The organism is Shewanella putrefaciens (assembly GCF_016406305.1).
In the GTDB taxonomy this organism is placed as follows: Bacteria; Pseudomonadota; Gammaproteobacteria; order Enterobacterales; family Shewanellaceae; genus Shewanella; species Shewanella putrefaciens_C.
Window position 1 is genome coordinate 3976232 of record NZ_CP066369.1, and the last position, 22610, is coordinate 3998841.

General features: G+C 48.8%; 16 protein-coding genes. 7 read left to right on the top strand and 9 right to left on the bottom strand.

The features are described 5' to 3' along the window. The first annotated feature begins 58 nt into the window (after window positions 1–58). Window positions 59–1222, top strand: a complete 1164-nt coding sequence (locus JFT56_RS17325; RefSeq protein WP_420136031.1) for an MFS transporter — start codon at window positions 59–61, stop codon at window positions 1220–1222. Window positions 1223–1288: 66 nt separating this feature from the next. On the opposite strand, the gene JFT56_RS17330 is transcribed toward JFT56_RS17325, so the two are convergent. Genes JFT56_RS17330 through JFT56_RS17340 form a run of 3 tightly spaced genes read right to left on the bottom strand, consistent with a single transcriptional unit; the run spans window position 1289 to window position 3467 of the window. Next, window positions 1289–2908, bottom strand: a complete 1620-nt coding sequence (locus JFT56_RS17330; protein WP_198781229.1) for a PepSY-associated TM helix domain-containing protein — start codon at window positions 2906–2908, stop codon at window positions 1289–1291. A 6-nt stretch (window positions 2909–2914) separates the two neighbouring features. Further along, on the bottom strand, window positions 2915–3205 hold the full coding sequence (locus JFT56_RS17335) for a hypothetical protein (RefSeq protein WP_198781230.1): 291 nt from the start codon (window positions 3203–3205) through the stop codon (window positions 2915–2917). Window positions 3206–3209: 4 nt separating this feature from the next. After that, window positions 3210–3467 carry a hypothetical protein gene (locus JFT56_RS17340; RefSeq protein WP_198781231.1) on the bottom strand — a complete coding sequence of 86 codons (258 nt, stop codon included), beginning with the start codon at window positions 3465–3467 and terminating at the stop codon, window positions 3210–3212. Window positions 3468–3856: 389 nt separating this feature from the next. Between JFT56_RS17340 and JFT56_RS17345 the strand changes: the two genes are divergently transcribed. Next, window positions 3857–4744, top strand: a complete 888-nt coding sequence (locus tag JFT56_RS17345; RefSeq protein WP_198781232.1) for a prohibitin family protein — start codon at window positions 3857–3859, stop codon at window positions 4742–4744. Between the two features lie 110 nt (window positions 4745–4854). On the opposite strand, the gene JFT56_RS17350 is transcribed toward JFT56_RS17345, so the two are convergent. Continuing rightward, window positions 4855–6375, bottom strand: coding sequence for an SO_0444 family Cu/Zn efflux transporter (locus tag JFT56_RS17350; RefSeq protein ID WP_198781233.1), 1521 nt, complete (start codon window positions 6373–6375; stop codon window positions 4855–4857). 2 nt (window positions 6376–6377) lie between these two features. Beyond that, entirely contained in the window at window positions 6378–6923 is a 546-nt protein-coding gene (gene zntR / locus JFT56_RS17355; RefSeq protein WP_198783628.1) for a Zn(2+)-responsive transcriptional regulator, read from the bottom strand. Window positions 6924–7271: 348 nt separating this feature from the next. Between zntR and purH the strand changes: the two genes are divergently transcribed. The 4 genes from purH to JFT56_RS17375 all read left to right on the top strand — a co-directional run bounded on the left by purH (window position 7272) and on the right by JFT56_RS17375 (window position 14033). Further along, the gene (gene purH, locus JFT56_RS17360) at window positions 7272–8870 is read left to right on the top strand and encodes a bifunctional phosphoribosylaminoimidazolecarboxamide formyltransferase/IMP cyclohydrolase (protein ID WP_198781234.1); all 1599 of its coding nucleotides are present in this window, start codon (window positions 7272–7274) and stop codon (window positions 8868–8870) included. 62 nt (window positions 8871–8932) lie between these two features. Further along, a complete protein-coding gene (gene purD, locus JFT56_RS17365; RefSeq protein ID WP_198781235.1) occupies window positions 8933–10231 on the top strand; it encodes a phosphoribosylamine--glycine ligase in 1299 nt (432 codons plus the stop codon). Between the two features lie 178 nt (window positions 10232–10409). After that, window positions 10410–13628, top strand: coding sequence for an ImpA family metalloprotease (locus JFT56_RS17370; RefSeq protein WP_198781236.1), 3219 nt, complete (start codon window positions 10410–10412; stop codon window positions 13626–13628). Window positions 13629–13811: 183 nt separating this feature from the next. Beyond that, entirely contained in the window at window positions 13812–14033 is a 222-nt protein-coding gene (locus tag JFT56_RS17375) for a hypothetical protein (protein WP_198781237.1), read from the top strand. Here the strand turns inward: JFT56_RS17375 and JFT56_RS17380 are convergent. The 3 genes from JFT56_RS17380 to hemE form a co-directional block, all read right to left on the bottom strand. Next, on the bottom strand, window positions 14030–14833 hold the full coding sequence (locus JFT56_RS17380) for an SDR family oxidoreductase (RefSeq protein ID WP_198781238.1): 804 nt from the start codon (window positions 14831–14833) through the stop codon (window positions 14030–14032). The two genes, JFT56_RS17375 and JFT56_RS17380, sit on opposite strands and share 4 nt — an antisense overlap. Window positions 14834–14922: 89 nt before the next feature. Further along, a complete protein-coding gene (locus tag JFT56_RS17385) occupies window positions 14923–17514 on the bottom strand; it encodes a putative bifunctional diguanylate cyclase/phosphodiesterase (RefSeq protein ID WP_198781239.1) in 2592 nt (863 codons plus the stop codon). 237 nt (window positions 17515–17751) lie between these two features. Further along, window positions 17752–18816 carry a uroporphyrinogen decarboxylase gene (hemE, locus tag JFT56_RS17390; RefSeq protein ID WP_198781240.1) on the bottom strand — a complete coding sequence of 355 codons (1065 nt, stop codon included), beginning with the start codon at window positions 18814–18816 and terminating at the stop codon, window positions 17752–17754. 458 nt (window positions 18817–19274) lie between these two features. Between hemE and rsd the strand changes: the two genes are divergently transcribed. Continuing rightward, window positions 19275–19760: a sigma D regulator gene (rsd, locus tag JFT56_RS17395; RefSeq protein WP_198781241.1), complete on the top strand. Its 486-nt coding sequence runs from the start codon at window positions 19275–19277 to the stop codon at window positions 19758–19760. A gap of 196 nt (window positions 19761–19956) precedes the next feature. Here the strand turns inward: rsd and acnB are convergent, their stop codons facing one another. Further along, on the bottom strand, window positions 19957–22554 hold the full coding sequence (gene acnB, locus JFT56_RS17400) for a bifunctional aconitate hydratase 2/2-methylisocitrate dehydratase (protein WP_198781242.1): 2598 nt from the start codon (window positions 22552–22554) through the stop codon (window positions 19957–19959). Between the last annotated feature and the right edge of the window lie 56 nt (window positions 22555–22610).

Consider the following 22610-nt stretch of genomic DNA (forward strand, 5'->3'; position numbering starts at 1 on the left):
GCCCGTAATCTCACCTGCTGTTTATTTTTTACCTGTTTGAGTACCGCTTGTGGATAATATGCTGTTAGCTCAACCCATTAAAAAACCTGGGCTTTTTGTTCCTGTGGCAGGACTCAGTCTCTTTGCCTTAGCGTCAGGCTACTTGATGAGTTTGATCCCACTCTCACTCAGTTACTTTGAGCTGAGTCTTGATCTTGCGCCTTGGCTGGCGAGTATTTTCTACCTCGGCTTATTACTCGGCGCACCTTGTATTGCGCCGATAGTCAGCCGCATAGGCCACAGTAAGGCCTTTATTTTGTTCTTAAATATCTTACTGTGTAGCGTTGTGCTGATGGTGCTACTGCCGCAGACGAGTATCTGGTTGGCATCACGGTTGATCGCGGGCTTGGCCGTTGCGGGGATTTTTGTGGTGGTCGAGTCTTGGTTACTGATGGCCGATACCCAAAAACAACGGGCAAAACGCTTAGGCCTATATATGACCGCCCTCTACGGTGGCACCGCCATCGGACAACTCGCCGTAGATTATTTAGGCACTACGGGTAATTTACCCTATTTGGTAGTAATAGGTTTGCTGGCTGCTGCCAGTTTACCCGCGCTTTTAGTTAAACGCGGCCAACCGCAGTCAAGTGAACAACACTCAATCGCCCTTTCCGCCCTAAAAACCCTGAATAAACCCGCCATTACAGGCTGTTTAGTGTCGGGATTATTACTCGGCCCCATCTACGGTTTATTGCCTGTGTATGTGTCGCAGGATATGGGGTTTGCCGAGCAAACAGGGCAATTTATGGCACTAATTATCTTAGGTGGCATGCTAGTCCAGCCCTTAGTGAGCTATTTATCTCCGCGTATTCAAAAGAGTGTGTTAATGGCCGCCTTCTGCTTAGTGGGCGCTGCATCGCTGTTATTACTGATGCAAAAATCCCTTGTGGGATTATGGTTTGGTTTTGTGTTACTCGGCGCCTGCGCCTTTGCCCTCTACCCCATCGCCATTAGCTTGGCCTGCGATCATTTACCTTCCAGCCAAATCGTCGCCGCCACTCAGATTATGTTATTAAGCTATTCCGTGGGGTCGGTTATTGGCCCTATTACCGCCAGCCGATTTAACCATATAGAACATGGCTTATTGCTCTACTTAGCAGCCAGCTTTTTAATGACGGCTTGCTACCTAAGCGTACACTTACTAGCCCGAAACAAACTGCGTTTACCCACAGCGAAAGCTTAGCGCTAAGTGTCGAGTGTATTGAAAAAGAGCGAGTAAAAATGGGCGCCGATAAAGCGCCCATTGTGATTATGATGTTTGCTGGGTTAATTCTGCCACAGGCTCTTTGACGGGAATGGCCCAGACACTGTCCTGCGGCCCATTAAACACCCGATGGCGAGTGAGCTTATAACCATAAAAGAACACCCCGCTAAAGGCTAATGCCACCAGATCGACACCGAGAGTCGCCGCTGAATAAGGTGCCCACAAACCTAAACTTGGTGCTAATACCGCAACTAAAGAAGTGATTGGCATCGCCAATGTGGCCAAAGCACACAGGGGTAATATCAGCAGCGCCGCCTTAGCTGCACCGCGCCAAAAGGCGTAAGTCACCAGCAATCCAAACACCAGATAATACAGCCACAAATAGAGGTGATTGATATTGCTCACGTGGGCATATAACCATTTACCCAGTAACATACTTACCGCTAAGGCGGCAACAGACCCAAGGCAAATCCCCACTGTAGCACTTGCCATTAAACGGCAGGCACGGGTTTGTTCACTCGCCTGCTTTTTACGACGCTTTTCTAGCCACAGCAAATTACCGCTGTAAAACAAAAAGGCGCCACTTAACCCTAAAAAGAAATACACCCAGCGACCAAGATCCCCACCGTAACTACCAAAGTGCAATCCAAAGAATACCGCGACGGTTCTGGCCCAAATGCCCTTATCACTTTGGTCAATAGTGCTATTGGACACCTTAAGACTGTAAGGATGCAGATATAAATAATCCGTAACTGGCCCGCGCATAAAACCATTAGGGTTATATAAACCCAAACGCAGGGTCGCACGGGGATTATCCAAGTTCATAAAGGTCATTTCATTCACTTGATAATCGGGGGCAATTTTCTGCACCTTAGCTAATACAGTGGTGACCTTGGGCAAATCGGCAAGTGTATAGGGCGTTCTGTCTGGAGCGGGTTGAGCAAATAATGGTTTTTCACCATAAACCATGTGCTTAAGCCCATCGTAAAGCTGATCATGGAAGGCAAATACAATCACAGTCAGGCTGATCACCAGATGAAATGGCAAGCTAGTAATACCCACTAAATTATGGGCATCGAGCCAGAAACGACTCTCACCTTTATCTTTACGCAGGGCGAAAAAGCTTTTGGTTAGGGTCGGCAGTAAAAAAATCACCCCAGAAACCAATGCCAAGAAATATAAAACGGCGGCTATCCCTAACACATAGACACCGGCTTGATCATGGCCAACTTCACCCGCAATACCCGCAGTGCGGTGCAATTGATCAATCAGCTCCGCTAACTCACTGGGCGTGCTTAGCTGCGTTAGCAACTGCCCATTTTCATCTAAGCTTGCATGCCGAAGCTGGTTACTCATGCTGAGTTCCCGCTCTGAGCCCTGTTGATACCAAGTCATCGGCGATTGATGCTCATCATTCAAGTGCAAACTAAAGCCGATTTTCGCTTTATCATCCTGCGCTAACACCTGCGTGACTAAGTCATCGAGTTTATCGGCGGGCACTTGGGGTAAGGTCACAGCCGGTGGCATTGACCAAGCATCAATCGCCCCCTTAAACATAGTGAGTGAGCCAGCATAGAAGCCGATAAACAATACAATTCCGGCGATGATCCCAGTCCAAATATGGATAGACTGATAAATCCGTAAAACATCACTGCGAACTTTCATCCCTTATCACCTAAAGGTATATAAAACTATATAAGTCAGAATGTTAAGTAGGCCTAAATAGCCGATTGCCCTTAGCCCCGTTTTAAAGAGAAAACTAAAACTTAAAATCAACAGCCAGATGGGTGCAATCATCCACATATTGAACTGCACTTTAGTATCGGCATCTATGCCGCCTGGACCAAACCAGGCAAACAAACCCACCAAACCTAGGGCAAGGGTAAAGCCTAAGATCAAACCCGCTAATGTCTTAAGCCACCAATCTGGCTGAATTTTTTCCGCAGCATTTAAACGCGCCATTTAGCTATTTCCTACTGATCATCAAAGACAAAAATGGCACCAACCCAGTCACTAACATCAACAAGGCTAACCAAGTGAAAATGGCTGCACTTAGGGTAAAGAGGTACAGGCATCCAGCTAAACAACCGAGGGCTAAACCGTAGCCAAGGCTGCGCCAGTAGCGCTTAGGGAGGGCTTTAGCGAGTACATTTTGCTGCTTATTACTGAGATACAAACATAAGCAGGCTAAAACTGAGCCCAATACCAACAAGAGCTGTAACACAGATTTAACTCCTTCAACTCAAGCGTTTGCCTTCAACATCAAACATCATTGAGGCTTTACCCTTAAGACGAGGCAAAACGCCAACAAAGCACTGATGTAACATGATGAAAGCCATAGATAAATAGAGTATGCTGCCGCGACATTATCTTTTATGAGAATAGTTCGCAATAAGATTTACACTGTAAGGCTAACTAATGCTGCCCATATCACAACGGCGAGAACCCGTTATCGAATTATTGCGACAAATTAACCATTAAGTTACATTCCACCCTGAGGGATAAACCCAAGGCGGTTGACCCCCAGCCCAATATTGTGAGCCTAAATCGTGATGATTTGGCCAAGCACAATACCGACAGCAAGTGCATAACCCCGTCAGCAAAGGAAGCTAAATGATTAAAAATGAACTCAATTTACCTAGCTCAATCGGCCTAGCCAAAATTATTCCCATCGTTATTTTGTTGATCCTGTTTATTTCTCTCTTTGGCAGTTGGTACACGGTTGACCAAGGCGAGCGGGGAGTCATTCTGCGTAATGGAAAGATTATTGGCACCGCCGAGCCTGGGCTTGGATTTAAAATTCCCGTCTTTGATACTGTGGTAAAAATCTCCACCCAAACCCATACCACTAGCTATACCTCGCTACAGGCCTATAGCCGCGATCAACAACCCGCGACACTCAAAGCTTCGGTCACCTTTAACGTGCCACCGGATCGCGTCGAAGAAGTGTATGCTAACTTTAAAAGCATAGATGCTATGGTCGCCCGCCTGCTCGACCGCCAAGTCCCCACTCAGGTGGAAAATATTTTTGGTAAATATACGGCGATTTCAGTGGTGCAGGAGCGGATAAAATTCGGTATCGATGTCACTAACGCTATAACCCAAGCCGTTAAAGGGCCGGTAGAAATCACCTCAGTACAGATTGAAAATATCGACTTTTCAAATGCCTATGAAAAATCCGTCGAAGACAGAATGCGCGCCGAAGTGGAAGTACAAACCCAACTGCAAAACTTAGAGAAAGAGCGAGTCAGCGCGCAAATTGCCGTCACCCAAGCGCAGGCAGAGGCGGACTCACAACTGGCCCGTGCTAAGGCTGAGGCCGAAAGTATCCGCATTAAAGGCGACGCTGAAGCCTCGGCGATTAAGAGCCGCGCCGAAGCCCTGGCACAAAATCAAAACTTAGTCGAACTGACTAAGGCTGAAAAATGGGATGGCAAACTGCCCACCACAGTCTTACCAACGGGCACACTGCCCTTTATCGATGCGAAAAAAGCCAACTAACCCTTAGTTGAACCGCGCACAAAAAGTAAACCGACAATAAAAAATCCCAGTGTTAACCCTAACACTGGGATTTTTATTGACTCGATAATATTTAGCGCAATATCAGCCGATTAAGAACAGCAGTCGCTGCGGCGTAACCAACTGCGAGGGATCTTCTCAAACACTACTTTAGCCATTAATACCGCCAGTAATATACCCGAGGTGGCCACTAGCCAATGGGGTAACATTTGATGCTGCTCACCAATTTGCGGCATCACCACAAAGCCAAAGGTATCCACCAAATAATTGACTAACATACCCGCTACTAAAGCCACACCGAGCACACCGCCAAGGTATCCCCATAGCGCACGCTTACCTAACTCTTTAGCAACCACACCTAAAGTAGCGATATTGGTCGCAGGCCCCGCCATCATAAACACCAGCACAGCACCGGGTGACACACCCGCGAGTAACAGCCCAGCCGCAATCGGCGTCGACGCCGTCGCACAAATATACATAGGCACAGAAACCAGCACCATCACCAGCATGGCCAGTAACCCATCGCCCCACTTAGCTAAGAAGTCAGCGGGAACATAGGTTTGTACCAGTGCCGCGAAAAATAAGCCCACCAGCAGCCACAGGGTTGTGTCACGCACTAAATCCGTTGCAGCATATTTAAGGCCAATTCCAACACGGCTTAATACCGATTGTGACTTAAACTCGCTCGCCATATCTTGGGTCGAAGCGCAGCAACTTTCACCTGCAGTGCTAGCACTAGCCGGCTCTGTATCCTTAGCACTGCCGCAGCAGGCGCCTTTTTTCACTACTACTATTTTTTCAGGCTCTGCGGTCTGGCTACCACAACATGAACCCGCGCTTTCCACTTTCACCGCGTCAACCTTGGCCACAGACCCCATAGTTTGAATCGATCCAATGGTTTGAATCGATCCCATGGTTTGGCCGCCAACAGCCATAACATTTGAAGAACCCGCCATTAAGCTTGGCGCCGCCATAGGCGTCATTTTGATCTTCGGCTTTGGCTCGGCTTTTGGCACAGGAGCGCTTTCATTGCCACAACATGATGATTTCACAGGCGTAATTGCAGGCACTTTAGTCGATGAGCAGCAGCTTTTAGCTGTTTCGGCTTTTACCTCTGTAACTTGGGCCGAAGATTTTGAGGCGCAGCAAGACGCCACTGGCGCGCCCTCTAATGGCTTATCTGATTGAACTTCGGGCTTAACGACAGGTTTGCCATCGTCATCATCACGACCAACCAATAAGCCCGCTACAATGGCGCTAGTGATCGCCGCAATCGGCCGCACTATTGCCATAAAAGGGCCGAGCAAGACATAGGAAACCGTCACTGAATCGACGCCCGTTTCAGGGGTTGAGACTAAAAAGGAGGTGGTTGCCGCCTTAGAGGCACCAGAGCGGCGCAGCCCTACTGCTGCAGGGATCACGCCGCAGGAACATAAAGGCAAAGGCGCACCGAGCAGCGCCGCCTTGACCACAGTTTTAAAACCGTGACCACCGAGCTGCTTTTGCATCCACGCCATGGGCACGAATACTTTTAATAACCCGGCCAAAATCAAGCCCAATAACAACCAAGGCGCTGAGTCTAAAAACAGATCGATAAAATTCTTCAGTAACATAATTAATTCCCTGACTCATCATGGATTGTTTTGCCGTGAGTATGCTGGTGCGCCTCATTCTGCGGTGCTTGGTGCTGATGTACTTGCTGCTGATTGTCATCGTACTTAAGGGCCTCATGGGAGTGATGCTCAACGCGTACCCCCTCAGTGCTGGACTCCAACGCCTCTAAAATAGAGCAATGTTCGGCGCTACGTGGCCCACCACAACAGGCATCGGACAGACTCTGCAAACTAGTTTGAAAATGCAGCAACTCGGCAATTTTGGCCTGTACTTGGGCTAATTTAATATCGACCATGCCCTTCACATCGGCGCAGACGCGATTAGATTTATCGAGCTCGATTGACAGCAATTCACTGATTTCATTGAGGGTAAAACCCACGGCCTTGGCCCGCAAAATAAAACGTAACCGCGCGGCATCGGCCTCGGTATACACGCGATAGCCAGACTCGGTACGGCTCGAAGGCGCGAGCAGACCGTGCTTCTCGTAAAATCTTAAGGTGTCGGCTTTCACCTCACACACATCCGCCAGTTCACCAATACGATACATGTCTTCATCCTTTGCGAAAGCCCCCAACTCAAGGAGAGTTTCCAGCATACAACTCAATGGTGCGAGTATAAACCTTGGAGCCTACTCCAAGGTCAAGGGGTATTTTTAATTTATACCGCACTCAGAAACCACTCCACTTTGTTCTGATATGAATATTGTGAAATCACGCAGAAAAAACACCCGTAAATGCAGTTTTACGGTAGAATACGCGCGCCGTGATGAAGGGATAAAAAGTTAGCTAATAAAGTAAAAATAGGACCAAGGGACTTTTGGAAAGCGGTGCAGCACTAAGGCTGTTCTGTTTTCCGAAAGATCCTTGAAACTAAAATAACTGGACCCTGTACCCAAATGACTGCTGCAAATAATGCCAGACCCATTCGTCGCGCGCTGTTAAGCGTTTCAGATAAAACCGGAATTCTCGAGTTCGCCAAAACACTTCACGCCCAAGGTGTGGAACTGCTATCGACTGGCGGCACCGCTCGCCTGTTAGCGGATAACGGCGTGCCTGTTATCGAAGTATCTGATTACACAGGACACCCTGAGATCATGGACGGTCGTGTTAAGACGCTGCACCCTAAAGTGCACGGCGGCATTTTGGCGCGCCGCGGTCTTGATGAAAGCGTCATGGCCGACAACAATATCAATGCCATCGATCTGGTTGCGGTTAACCTTTATCCCTTCGCTGAAACTGTGGCTAAACCCGGTTGTACCTTAGAAGACGCTATCGAAAATATCGATATTGGCGGCCCAACTATGGTGCGCGCTGCGGCGAAGAACCATAAAGACGTGACTATCGTGGTGAATGCGGCCGACTATAACCGCGTGTTAGCCGAAATGGCCGCTAACAATGGCAGCACGACCCATGCGACGCGTTTCGACTTAGCGATTGCCGCCTTCGAGCACACTGCGGGTTACGATGGCATGATCGCCAACTACTTCGGTACTATGGTTCCTGCGCACAGCACGGACGAATGCTTTACTGATTCAAAATTCCCACGCACCTTCAACACCCAATTAGTGAAGAAACAAGACTTACGCTATGGCGAAAACAGCCATCAAGCGGCGGCCTTCTATGTCGACACTAAAATTGATGAAGCTTCAGTCGCGACTGCAGTACAACTGCAAGGTAAGGCGCTGTCTTACAACAACATTGCCGATACAGACGCCGCCCTTGAGTGTGTAAAAGAATTCAGTGAGCCTGCCTGCGTTATCGTTAAACACGCTAACCCTTGTGGTGTCGCACTCGGTAAAGACCTGCTGGACGCCTACAACCGCGCCTATCAAACCGATCCAACCTCAGCCTTCGGTGGCATTATCGCCTTCAATGGCGAATTAGATGCTGCGACGGCGAGTGCGATCGTTGAGCGTCAATTCGTTGAAGTGATTATCGCCCCAAGCGTCAGCCAAGCGGCGCGCGATGTGGTCGCGAAGAAGACCAACGTGCGTTTATTGGAATGCGGCCAGTGGAACACTAAGACCCAAACCTTAGACTACAAACGCGTTAATGGCGGCTTACTGGTGCAAGATCGCGACCAAGGTATGGTCGGTTTAGAAGACATCAAAGTGGTTTCTAAACGTCAACCTACTGCAAGCGAACTTAAAGACTTAATGTTCTGCTGGAAAGTAGCGAAATTCGTTAAATCTAACGCCATCGTTTATGCCAAAGACGGCATGACTATCGGTGTCGGCGCAGGCCAAATGAGCCGCGTTTACAGCGCTAAAATCGCCGGAATCAAGGCCGCCGATGAAGGTTTAGAAGTGGTGAACTCTGTGATGGCATCCGATGCTTTCTTCCCCTTCCGTGACGGTATCGATGCCGCAGCGGCTGCGGGTATCAGCTGCATCATCCAACCGGGCGGCTCAATGCGCGATGCTGAAATCATCGCCGCAGCAGACGAGCACGGCATGGCCATGGTGATGACAGGCATGCGCCACTTCCGTCACTAATCAGTAGATTCTAGGTCCTAGATTCTAGGGCCTTATCCATTTCGATTCATGGGAGCTTTACAATGAAAGTATTAGTTATTGGTGGCGGCGGCCGCGAACATGCCCTAGCTTGGAAAGCCGCTCAATCGGCTCAAGTTGATACCGTTTATGTAGCACCCGGCAATGCGGGCACAGCCCTAGAACCTAATGTTGAAAATCTGGCGATCAGCGCCACCGATATCCCTGCTCTGCTGGATTTTGCGAAAACCAATAAGATTGAACTGACCATAGTCGGCCCAGAAGCACCGCTGGTTATCGGTGTCGTCGATGCCTTCAACGCCGCAGGTTTAGCGATTTTTGGCCCTACTAAAGCCGCAGCCCAGCTTGAAGGTTCAAAAGCCTTCACTAAAGACTTTTTAGCCCGCCACAATATTCCAACTGCGGGTTATAAAAACTGTACCGAGATTAGCGATGCTAAAGCCTTCGTACGTGAATTAACCGCCACCACTGGCTACCCTGTCGTCATCAAAGCCGACGGTTTAGCCGCGGGTAAAGGCGTGATCATCGCCCAAAACCAAACCGAAGCCGATGCCGCTATCGATGACATGCTCGCCGGTAACAAGTTTGGCGATGCGGGTTCACGCGTGGTCATTGAAGAGTTTCTCAAAGGCGAAGAAGCTAGCTTTATCGTCATGGTCGATGGCAAAAATATTCTGCCAATGGCCACCAGCCAAGACCATAAAGCCCGCGATAATGCCGACCATGGCCCAAACACCGGCGGCATGGGCGCTTACTCCCCTGCACCTGTGGTCACCCAAGCGGTACACGATTGGACAATCGCTAACGTAATCCGCCCAACGGTGGATGGTATGGCAGCAGAAGGCAATGTCTACACGGGCTTCCTCTATGCAGGTCTAATGATTGCCCCCGATGGCAGTGCCAAAGTGCTTGAGTACAACTGCCGCTTTGGCGATCCAGAAACTCAGCCGATCATGATGCGGTTAAAGTCTGACTTAGTGGAACTGTGTTTAGCCGCCACCCGTGGCGAACTCGATAAAGTGACCGCCGAATACGACGAGCGCGCAGCGGTGGGCGTGGTATTAGCCGCTGGCGGTTACCCTGATGAGTACCGTAAAGGCGATGTGATCGACGGTCTCAGCCTTGGCGATAACAACGGCAAAGTGTTCCATGCTGGCACAGAGATGAAAGACGGCCACGTGGTCACCAATGGCGGTCGCGTACTCTGCGCCACCGCACTAGGTAACACGGTCACCGAAGCGCAAAAAGCAGCCTATCAATTGGTTGATGAAATCCACTGGGATGACGTGTATTTCCGCACCGATATTGGCTATCGCGCCATTGCCCGTGAGCAACAAAATTAACGACTCTTTGTGTTTATTAAACCGGCTTGATGCCGGTTTTTTTATGCCTGGATTTTGACGATCGTCAATTATAAACCAATGATTTAAAATAAAATTTTATAATTATCCCTATTGAAAACCTAAGCCGCAAGCTACAATGTCAAGCAAATGTTAATGCCATCAATGCCAAGGATCTCCCATGAGGATTAGACTGCTATTCGCCGCCATCGCCATACTGCTTAGCGGGTGCGGAGGCTCAGAAGATACGGACACGACAACGCCGCCCACAGAGCCGCCAGTCCAACCTCCCTCGCCGGTGCAATACACCGCCAGTAGCGTGTCAGCAATTGGCGGAACGCTAGACCCTAGCAGTCAAAAAGTGGAGTCCGGTAAAAGCGCTATTTTTAGCATTACCGCCGATGCAGGCTTTACGCTTGAGGGCATTACTGGCTGTGGTGGCACCCTCAATGCGCTGACTTACACCACTGCGGCCATGACGGCCGATTGCACTATCACGCCGACATTTATCACAAACGCCGAAAATGCCATTAAACACCAAGACCACAGGCTTGCCAGTGCGAGTGAGTTAATTGATTTCAGCATCGCCGAACTCGCTAATATCGACATCAAACGTAAAGCCCAGATAAATCAGCTATATCAAGGTGTCGGTAGCAGCATCAGTTGGCATCCGACCCACGACTCTATTACCTTTTCGAGTTTTATGCCGGAAAACACTTTTACTGTCTTACCCTCGAATGTCGATGGCAGTGGCGCCAGCGCCGTTCGTGGGTTAGTAATGGCGGGTGAGCAACAAAATCAACGCTATGCGGCGATGGCGGGGAATCTGTTTTCCGTCAACACTTCGGCGCAAACCGATACTTTATTGAAAAATCTTTTAGGCTGGCTGACCAAAGGCGCCGATAAAACCGATGGCCTCAGCATAGTGACCGCCCAAATGCCGAGCAAGGCTGACAGTTGGTACTTTCCCCATAACGAAGGGATCCGCACTTGGCTGACAAGCAACTACCCCAATGCCCATAGCATTAATGCGGCAAATAGCTGTGATTACAGCGAGTTAAGCAACTGTATCGATACCCTAAAACCAGATTTAATCGTTATCAGTGATATAGACCGCCAGTCACTGGGTTTTGCGGGTATACAGGCCGCTATCGCTAAGGCAAAAGCCGCGGGGATTCCCCTGCTACTCTCTAACTACTGGCGCAATGAAAGCCCACTGCTGTCGCCACTTTACCTCGAGATGGGGCTTTCTACCGCGGGCAATTATTGGTCAAAACTCCATGCCGACAATCTGAGTGTGAGCACCATTCTGGCCGAAGACAAAACCCTTGGGGATGTAGAAAAACTACTCGCAAATCTTCGTGAGCAGCGCTTTGACACTCAAGTATTAACTGACTGCACAGGCAATTACTTAAGCTGCAATGTCCCAGCCTTTGTTGATGCATTTAAAGCGGGCGCTGACTGGTATCGCAATAATGCCGAAACCTTAGATATCAATAGTATCGATGTTTTTAGCCGCCCAAATTTTTCACTGATGAAGGCCGGTTTACTGCTCGCCGATAAGTATCGCAGCGAGATTGATTACCCCATAGCCTACAGCGAATACGCCCTGTGGCAGCAGGCGCTATTTGCCGATTGGACAGTGAGCTACGCCCGCGTCCATAACTTAGCCCAGACAGATTTAGGTGAATATGTTACCGACAGTGCCAACCTCAGCAAGGGCAGCAATGCGCACTACGCTTACCCCGCGACTGTCTCCGAGCGTAAAACCATCAGTGTGCCCTACACAGGCCAATGGACGACCACTGGCTGGTATGCCCTGCCGGGGCAAACCATCAAACTCACTCGCCTCGACAGCAGCGCTGCGAATGTGGAAATCAAGCTCAACTACCATAGACGTAATACCAACCGCGCCTATGAGCAAAAAGTTTATCGCGCGCCGCTAGAGTTAGCACAGCAGCGCCTGCGTTTAGCTCAAGGGCAAAGTATTGAGTTTTCAACACCCTATGGCGGGCCAATTTACCTTTATATCAGTGGCAGCGAAGGCGCGCTCAGTGTCGATGTGCATGCGCAAAATGTGGCTAAACATCCAAGCATTATGGATTTTTCCAATCCAGCCGAAGTCACGGCCTTCAACGACAAGATCCAAAATACCGAATTACCCCATGTGGATCTGCGCACCGATGGCGCCGAGCAGCATTTGCGCCGCGACCGTTTTATGAATGCCATCGGCGGTAATGTGCCCGATGTGAACGCGCTTCTTAACAGTATTGTCGATGACCATATCAACAGCGTTTACACCCTAGCGGGACTTAAGATCCAAGGTAAGAGCTTAAACGAATCCTTACCCGCCGATGTTGAGTCAGCCTGCAGAGGACTGTTTGGCGACGACTGCATCGATAATAGTCTGCATACCCGCACTATTATTCAACACGCCAATTACGACCAGAATGCCCACTGCGGTGCAGGTTGCAGTGGTAATCCTTGGGATGCGGCTTGGAATATCTCGCCAACGGGTTGGGGCGATAACCATGAGTTAGGCCATAATCTGCAAACTAACCGCCTCAATGTGCAATATGCCACCGCGGCCAACAGCGACAATTGGGCAGCCTATGGCAGCCGCGCAGGGGAAAACTCCAATAACATCTTCCCCTATGTAGTGAAGTGGAAAACCCATTATCTGCGCGATGGCAATACAGGCACAGTTAACGATGGCCATATGAACCACAAAGATCTCTTCTATGTGTTTATGTCCGATGCAGTTGGCACAACGGATACTAGCGGCAAGCGCGTGGTCTTTGGCGCCAACTGCAAAGTGCTAGATGCTGGTGAAGACAGGTACACAGCGCCCTGGGCCAGCAATGCCTATGCCGTGCATAACGGCTATCGCATGGCGTTTTACATCCAAATGGCACTTAAGGCCCACGGCATGACGCTCAGTGACGGTACAATTTTAAGCAATGGCTTTAACCTCTTCACCTTGCTGTATCAACACAGCCGTATTTTCGACAAATATGTCAATAATGCCAGTGATTGGCAGGCAAACCGCAGCAAACTGGGCTTTGACTTGTTCCCCTTCGATAGCCACAGCGTCTACGGCGGTAAAACGGTTAGAGACATTCCAGGCAATGACTTTATGCTGGTTTCCCTCAGCAAATTGACAGGCAAAGATTGGCGCAGCCATTTCGATATGTTGGGGCTGCGCTACTCTAGCCTTGCGGCCGCGCAAACGGCCAGCAATGCAACATCGGGGACTATGCCCATGGGCATGTATGAGCTAGAAACCGATTTACCGCCTGCGAATATGAGCCAAGGTTTAACCTTTATCCCACTGTCACTGAGCGATGGCAGTACGCTTTGGAAAGGGACAAGCTCACCCAGCCAATGTGCTAAACCTTAATACTCTAGACTTTAAGACACTAGACTTTAAGGCGCTGAAGCTTAAGTGTAAAAAACAATAAACCTCGCCGATGCGAGGTTTATTTTTGCCTAAAAGCGTGACCTAACGCACATCCGTCGCGATATGGAGCGCGCACTATTTAACCTCAATAATGATATCCAATAATAAATCAGGGGGTTTTCTATGGGTTATTCAATCAAAGACATTATTTATCAAGGCGAAAAGTCCGGCGTGCACAACTGGCAAACACTCTCGGGACTGGATTTTTACTGGCATCCAGACTGGCTACATATTGCTGAGGATCTCACCGGCCACAAAGCGACGATGAATATTCTCGCAAAGGGAGCTAAAGCGACCCAAAACGAAGCCGAGCAAACCATAGTTAAACACCTCAATAACCGCTAATGGCCTGAAGCTATCGCCCTGCGGGCAATTTTATCGATTAAGCCTGGGGCGATAAGTTTAAGCCAGCGTCCAAGACGGCCGCGCAGAGACGTAATCAACTGCCGCCCACGGGTCGCAATCACAGGTAACATCATATTGGCGCACTCCTCTGCAGTGAGGATTTTTGACTCCTGCATGGGGGACTTGCCTAGGGGGTTACCGTTACCATCGAGGGCGCGTTTGTGAATTTGCGATACGACAAAGTCAGGGCAAATCACCGTCACGGCCACATTGTCATCTGCTAATTCAATCCGCAAAGAATCGAAAAAACCAATCACAGCATGTTTAGAAGCAGCATAACCACTGCGGGTTGGCACGCCTGTTAATCCGGCGACCGACGCCACTACGACCACTTGGCCTTGGCTTGCCTTTAAATGGGGTAAAGCGGCATGGGTCAAATAGGCGGGGCCAAGATAATTGACGCGCATAATCTCGTCGAGCACCGACAGCTGGGTTAACTCATCGAAACGTGACCACATGGTCATGCCAGCGTTATTGACTAAAATATCAAGACGGCCATAGTGGGTAATAGTCGCTTGGATCAGCGCCTCGCACTGCTCAGGACTCGTCACATCGGCGGCAAATACAAAGGGCGTGGGGCCATAATTGGCAATTTCGAGGGCGAGTGAAGCTAGGCGGGTTTCATTGCGCGCACTGAGCACAAGTTGGCACCCAATACGTGCCATTGCCGTCGCGAGTGCTCGGCCAATACCTTCTGAGGCACCAGTGATAATCACCACTTTGCCAGTGAGTCCATCCATAATCATTCCCTTGTTATCAATGTGTTAATTAAGCTTTAGCGTAAACTGGCATAATCATACCCAAAGCGCAATCCCCTGTGCGCAATCCCCTATGCACGTTGCGCTATGTCTATCCCGTATTGTTCACGATAGTTAGCGAGAGGTTGCGGCCTGCCGATGGCGTAACCCTGCGCATAGTTGATACCTATACTTTGCAAGCAATCCATAATATCTTGATTTTCAACAAACTCAGCGACGGTTTCGATTCCCATTACACGGCAAACATCCTGAATCGATTTGACTATGGCATAATCTTTGGCATTCACGGCGAGATTTTTCACGAAACAACCGTCAATTTTCACATAGTCCACGGGTAATTCTCGCAGATAACCATAGGAAGCAAAGCCACTGCCAAAATCATCCAATGCGAATGAAAAACCTAATTTGCGTAACTGTTTGAGCATTTCCATGCCGCGGTGGCGGTTTTGAATCGCGGTAGTTTCGGTAATTTCAAAGCAAATACATTGGCTTGGAATATCAAAGATACCTTGCTGCTGGGCAATGTATTCCACCATACCTTCGGCGCCTAAACTATTGCCCGAAAGGTTGATAGAAATACAATGATCAGGCCAAAGATCCGGATGCAGGGACAACCATAAAAAAGCTTTACGGATCACTTCTTTATCGATTTCAGGCATCAGCTTAAAGCGCTCTGCGGCGGCAATAAACTGTGCGGGAGCGAGAATGCGGCCACAGGGCTCCTGTATTCGCAGTAAAATTTCCATCCGTTGGCGCTTAGATCCAGCGCCTAGACCGCGGATCGGCTGGTAGTAGAGGATCAGTTCATTGTCATCAATCGCCTGTGCAATCCTCACCGCCCATTTAGGGGCATTACGCTGATAAGTCAGTTCTTTATCTTTATCATCGTAAAAATGGATTTGATTAGATCCCTTAGCCTTAGCGGCAATACAGGCAATATCGGCATCCTTCAAGAGTTCTTGGGCATTAATAAAAGGCGCTCGCCCAAAGGCGACCCCTATGCTTAAGCCCACTTTATAATGGCAATTTTTGTCATTTAACACTTGCAGAGATACCCGAGCGCTCACCTGCTTTAGCAACTGCGCCACAGATAAGGCCGTACGGTTACACATCACTAGCCCAAACTCATCACCCCCAAGGCGCGCCAACAACTCCCCAGGCCCAAGACAGGCTTGCATCGCCTTTGCCACCATAGCCAACATCCGGTCCCCCGCGGCATGGCCACAACTGTCGTTGATCAACTTAAATTGCTCTAAATCGAGGTAACAAACGGCGATAGTCTTAGCGTTGTGAGCGAAATGAGGGAGGCGCTCCTCAAAGGCTTGCCGATTGAGCAACTGAGTTACGCTATCGATATTTGCTCTTCTCTGCAGCTGACGCTTAAGCAACTCTTCTTGGGTAATATCACGCAGTACCACCACAGTACCGACTATATCTTTGTTATGGCCGCGCACATTGCTGATGCTGCGCTCCATGATCCGCGGTGAGGCCGTTAATAACTTAATTTTTTCAGTCTGGGGAGTCGAATCGCCGAGGCGAATACAATTGAATACCGCTTGATTGAGTGATTCACTGGCCTTTAGGAGACTCCCAAGACTCAGATTAAGGGCGTCAGCACTCACCACACCGAGCAGCGACTCGGCCTTTGCATTCATATAAAGCACTTTAGCATCGACATCGGTCAAAATAACGGCTTCGGCAATGGATTCTAAGGTAATTTTAGCCCGTTCTTTTTGCTGAAAAATTCTTGCCAGCAGGCTATTAACACGGCTCGCGAGCACTTCTAACTCTTGGTTTCCCTCCGCCATTACGGGTCGATAGACACTGGACATAGGATCGACCAAGGCCAATTGCTGCATAAGGTGCTTAAAGGGTTTAAGCAGGCCCCTGCGAAGCCAAATATAACCAAGGGCAACAATAAACACGCCCAGCAGAATAAAGCCTAGGGATACCCAGTCGAGCCTAAATTTTACAGCTTGGAACAGACCATCGGAGAAAAAGACCTGTAAATAAATAGGCTCGCTCTTTAAAAGACTTGGAATTTCAATGACATCGCTATGAGCGCCCTCAGTATTTGATGCGGCTACGGCCGAGTGGCTCATAGTCACCTTAGTCACTAAGGAAGCCTGCGCATATTCCAAGAGATCATTGGGTGTCAGTTGGCGTATTAGCAGCACATATTCCTTGGGGGCGGAGGCAACTGCCGTTACCACAAAGGCTTGATTGCCAATCAAATAAGCCCCCGCAACACGGGATTTGCCTATGGCTGTCACGGCGCTCGCAATTTCCTGCAGCTTATCGCTGGCAAGAGGCTGTTTATTAGGGAGAAAAGCGCGTAACTCACCATCAGCAAGAATATACCAACTCAAATTGGCCGACATTGAGCTGGAGTGCCATGAGGATTCTAAGGTCGATTCTAAAGTGTTAAGTTGCGACCCATAGAGCTGGGATAGCGGCAGGGCGTAGATATTCGTTAGAAAGGCTAAACGATCGACATCAATTTTGAATTGCTGCTGGATATTCGTCAGCTCACGGTTAGCACTATCCTGGCGTAAAAGCTCCACGCGATGGTCATACCAATAACCAAGGCAATAGGAAACTATTACCACCGCAGGAAGACAAAAGCCCGCAATAAATACCAATATTTTCTTGCCAATGTGCATCTCTTACCACGGCTTTTTATGACTAAATTGACTGATAGCTGCGCATAATCCTTCGCTGCGCCATGCAACATAGCTCATTTACGAATAGTATTAAACATCACTTAGCTTTATCCGTCGCTAAAGTAAGCGATAGCATGCATTTAATTTACTTTCACCCCTTTGATTTAACGCAGTAATTCTGCAAATAGCATAAAAAAACGGACCCTAAGGTCCGTTAATGTGTCAACGAGCATTATCTCATTTATGATATTGCTTAGATTGCGCGTGAACCGCCTTAATAAAGGCACCCGCATGCTCTGGGTCAACGTGCTGGTGAATACCATGACCTAAGTTAAATACATGGCCTGTACCTTCACCATATCCCGCGAGAATTTGCCCAACTTCCTCTTCGATACGGGGAATTGGCGCATACAACATAGATGGATCCATATTGCCTTGCAGTGCCACTTTATGGCCAACACGGCGACGGGCATCGGCAATATCTACCGTCCAATCTAAACCTAAGGCATCACAACCAGTTTCGGCCATGGCTTCTAACCATAAACCGCCGCCCTTAGTGAATAGGGTCACAGGCACTTGACGACCATCGGCAAAACGGGTCAGGCCATCGACAATCTTCTGCATATAACGCAGTGAAAACTCACGGTAAGCCGTGTGCGATAGCGCGCCGCCCCAAGAGTCAAAGATCATTAAAGATTGAGCGCCGTTAGCCACCTGAGCATTCAGATACAGAGTCACAGAATCCGCTAACTTATCGAGTAACATATGCAGCGCAGCAGGCTCGGCATAGGCCATCTTCTTGATTTTTTCGAAGGTTTTGCTCGAACCACCTTCCACCATATAAGTCGCCAGCGTCCAAGGCGAACCCGAGAAACCGATTAACGGCACAGCGCCGTTCAGTTCACGGCGAATGGTGCTCACGGCCTTCATCACATAACCCAGATCATCTTCTGGATCTGGGATTGATAATTTTTTAATCGCATCGATAGTGTCTGTTGGGCGCTCAAAACGTGGGCCTTCACCCGCCTCAAAATACAGACCTAAACCCATAGCATCGGGTACAGTTAAAATATCGGAAAACAGAATAGCCGCATCCAGCTCATAACGACGCAGGGGTTGCAGGGTCACTTCACAGGCCAGCTCATGGTTTTTACATAAAGACATGAAATCGCCCGCTTGTGCGCGAGTCGCTTTATATTCAGGGAGATAACGGCCAGCTTGACGCATCATCCAAACGGGGGTCATATCGACAGGTTGTTTCAGTAGGGCGCGTAAATAACGATCATTCTTTAGTTCTGCCATTTGGCTTGATTCCTAGACTTATTGAGATCCGCTGGGTCGGTAGTTTAGCATTTACGCGGATAATGTAACCTTTATGAGCTAATTTATGTGAGCTAATCCCCATCATTGGCGTCCAATTAATCACTTAGCGCTAAAATGTTAACCAGATAACACCCTATTTAGCAATCAAACTCGAAGTCACACTCAGGCAGAAAAAAGTTGCGCCTGCTGTCCGCCTTTGGTATAAAAAGTCTGCGCTAGCAAGAACAATCAAGAAGCTCGTCGCATCGAGCCTGCTATATACATACTCGCCCAACGATAGGTTTCTATCGTTGGGCTTTTTATTTCTGTATTTTTTTATACAAAACAACTGGTTTGTCCATAGGCTTATTCACGCAAAAGCCGATAAAAAGTGTTGATCAAATAGCGGTTTCTCCCCTACATTAGAAGCATGTCCGGGCACTTAAGTGGAATGCATCATGCTGAGAGAACTCGAAAAAGCAGAACAGAAGTGGGGCGGTTCAAATAAGCTTATAGATCAATGGCTAGAAAATCGTCGCAAGCTGTTAGTGCATTACTGTCAAATTGCCGGCTTACCTCCCTACACTAAATCAGAGAAGTCCCTTCCCTCCTTCGAAAATGTAAAATCCTTCTGCGATCTGTTAGTCGATTATGTCTCCGAAGGTCATTTTGAAGTGTACGATAGAGTCGTTACCGCCTGCGAAAAATTTGGTGAATCGAGCAAAGTCTTAGCCCAGCAAGTGCTACCTCAAATTACCCCAACGACCAATATAGCCCTAGATTTCAACGATAAATACGCCGAAGCGCAGGACGACCAAGTGCTATATCAACTCGATAAAGATCTGTCTGAGTTGGCCCAGGCGATGGAAACCCGTTTTGAGCTAGAGGATGAACTCCTCGAAGTGCTGCATCACAACTATTCAGAGCAAGCCCAACAGGCGTAACTCCTCAAACAGATGCAACGCCTCAAACATAAGCCCCCTAATGCTAAAGCGCACAACTCAGTGTGAGTGCGCTGCATAACAACGTTTTTCGCCCATCTTTCGCTCCAGCCACTCAATATTTATTCATTGCCAGACATTAACAAAAAAGCCAGCTTGCGCTGGCTTTTTTACAACAAGTTACCTTAACGGCAATCGATTAAACTGCAGTCTGGAAGATCACTTCCGCTGCTTTTTTAGTGTAAGAATCGATTTGGTCGAAGTTCAAGTAACGGTAAGTGTCAGCCGCAGTCGCGTCTAACTCTTTAGCGTATGTTTGATATTCTTCCACCGATGGCAGACGACCCAAAAGTGCTGCAACCGCCGCTAACTCCGCAGACGCTAAGTAAACGTTAGCGCCTGTACCTAAACGGTTCGGGAAGTTACGGGTAGAAGTCGATACCACAGTCGAACCTTCGGCCACACGTGCTTGGTTACCCATACACAGTGAACAACCAGGGATCTCGATACGGGCGCCTACGCGACCGAAAATCGCATAGTAACCTTCTTCGGTCAGCTGATCTCTGTCCATCTTAGTCGGTGGTGCGATCCACAGACGAGTTGGCAGTGTCTTAGCAAACTTGTCTAACATCTTACCGGTCGCACGGAAGTGACCTATGTTAGTCATACAAGAACCAACGAACACTTCGTCAATCTTAGTTTGCGCAACAGACGACAGTAATACCGCATCATCTGGATCATTAGGCGCACACAGGATTGGCTCTTTGATGTCGTTTAAGTCGATTTCGATAACTGCAGCGTACTCGGCATCTTTGTCGGCGCTCATCAGTTCAGGATTCGCTAACCACTCTTCCATACCTTTGATACGACGCTCGATGGTACGACGGTCACCGTAACCTTCGGCGATCATCCACTTCAGCATAGTGATGTTCGAGTTTAGGTATTCGATGATAGGTTCTTTGTCTAACTTGATGGTACAACCGGCGGCAGAACGCTCGGCAGATGCGTCAGACAGTTCGAATGCTTGCTCAACTTTCAGCGTTTCTAAGCCTTCGATTTCCAGTACGCGACCAGAGAAGATGTTCACTTTACCTTTCTTCTCAACGGTTAACAGACCCATTTCAATCGCTTTTAATGGGATAGCATGTACTAGATCACGTAAGGTGATGCCAGGTTGCATCTTGCCTTTGAAACGCACTAATACTGACTCAGGCATGTCCAGAGGCATAACGCCCGTCGCCGCAGCAAACGCCACTAGGCCAGAACCCGCTGGGAATGAAATACCAATTGGGAAACGCGTATGTGAGTCACCACCAGTACCAACGGTATCTGGTAATAACATACGGTTTAACCATGAGTGGATAACACCGTCACCTGGGCGCAGAGACACACCGCCACGGTTCATAATGAAGTCTGGCAGCGTGTGGTGAGTGTTTACGTCAACTGGCTTTGGATAGGCCGCAGTGTGGCAGAATGACTGCATAGTCAGGTCAGCACTGAAACCTAAACAGGCTAAGTCTTTCAGCTCGTCACGGGTCATAGGACCGGTAGTATCCTGTGAACCAACAGAAGTCATCTTAGGCTCGCAGTATTGGCCAGGACGCACACCGGCTACGCCACATGCCTTACCGACCATCTTCTGTGCCAGGGTATAACCCTTACCAGAATCAACGACATCCTGTGGACGCACGAATACGTCAGATGCAGGTAAACCTAATACATCACGGGCTTTGTCGGTTAGACCACGGCCAATGATCAAAGGAATACGGCCACCCGCACGAACTTCGTCTAACAGTACGTCGGTTTTCAGGCTGAACTCAGAAATCACTTCATCTGAGCCATGACGCTTAACAACACCGGCATAGGGGTAAATGTCGATAACATCGCCCATTTCCATCTTGCTGACGTCAAGTTCGATTGGCAGAGCGCCCGCATCTTCCATAGTGTTGAAGAAAATCGGGGCAATTTTACCGCCTAAGCAGAAACCGCCAGCGCGTTTGTTGGGTACGAATGGAATATCATCACCCATAAACCACAGCACTGAGTTAGTGGCTGATTTACGTGATGAACCTGTACCCACAACGTCTCCCACATACACGAGTGGGAAACCTTTGGTTTTCAGTTCTTCTAATTTCTTGATTGGACCAACTGAACCCGCTACATCAGGCTCGATACCATCACGGGCATTTTTCAGCATAGCTAAGGCGTGCAATGGGATATCTGGACGTGACCAAGCATCGGGTGCCGGTGACAGGTCATCGGTGTTGGTTTCACCAGAGACTTTGAATACTGTCAGCGTCACTTTATCTTCAAGCTTTGGACGGCTTAAGTACCAATCAGCATTCGCCCACGCTTCAACGACTTGCTTAGCAAACTCATTACCCGCTTCCATCTTCTCAACCACATCGTGGAAAGAATCAAACATCAGTAGGGTATGAGCGAGGGCTTTAACGGCCAATGGTGCGAGGGCTGGATTGTCCAGTTGCGCAATCAGAGGTTCGATGTTATAGCCGCCTTGCATAGTGCCTAATAACTCGGTAGCACGCTCAGCAGATAGGATAGGTGAAGAGACAGTGCCTTTGGCTACTGCATCTAAGAAAGCAGCTTTAACATAAGCGGCTTCATCAACACCGGGGGGAATTCGATTTTCGAGCAGGTCGAGAACGAAAGCCTCTTCACCTGCGGGTGGATTTTGAACCAATTTAACCAGTTCAGCCACTTGATGTGCATCTAATGGCTTAGGGACTACGCCCTCTGCAGCACGTTCTGCGACGTGTTTACGATATGCTTCTAGCACGGCAACATTCCTCTTTGTTTGGCGCTCTAACAACGAAACTGCACGTCTTCTTTATT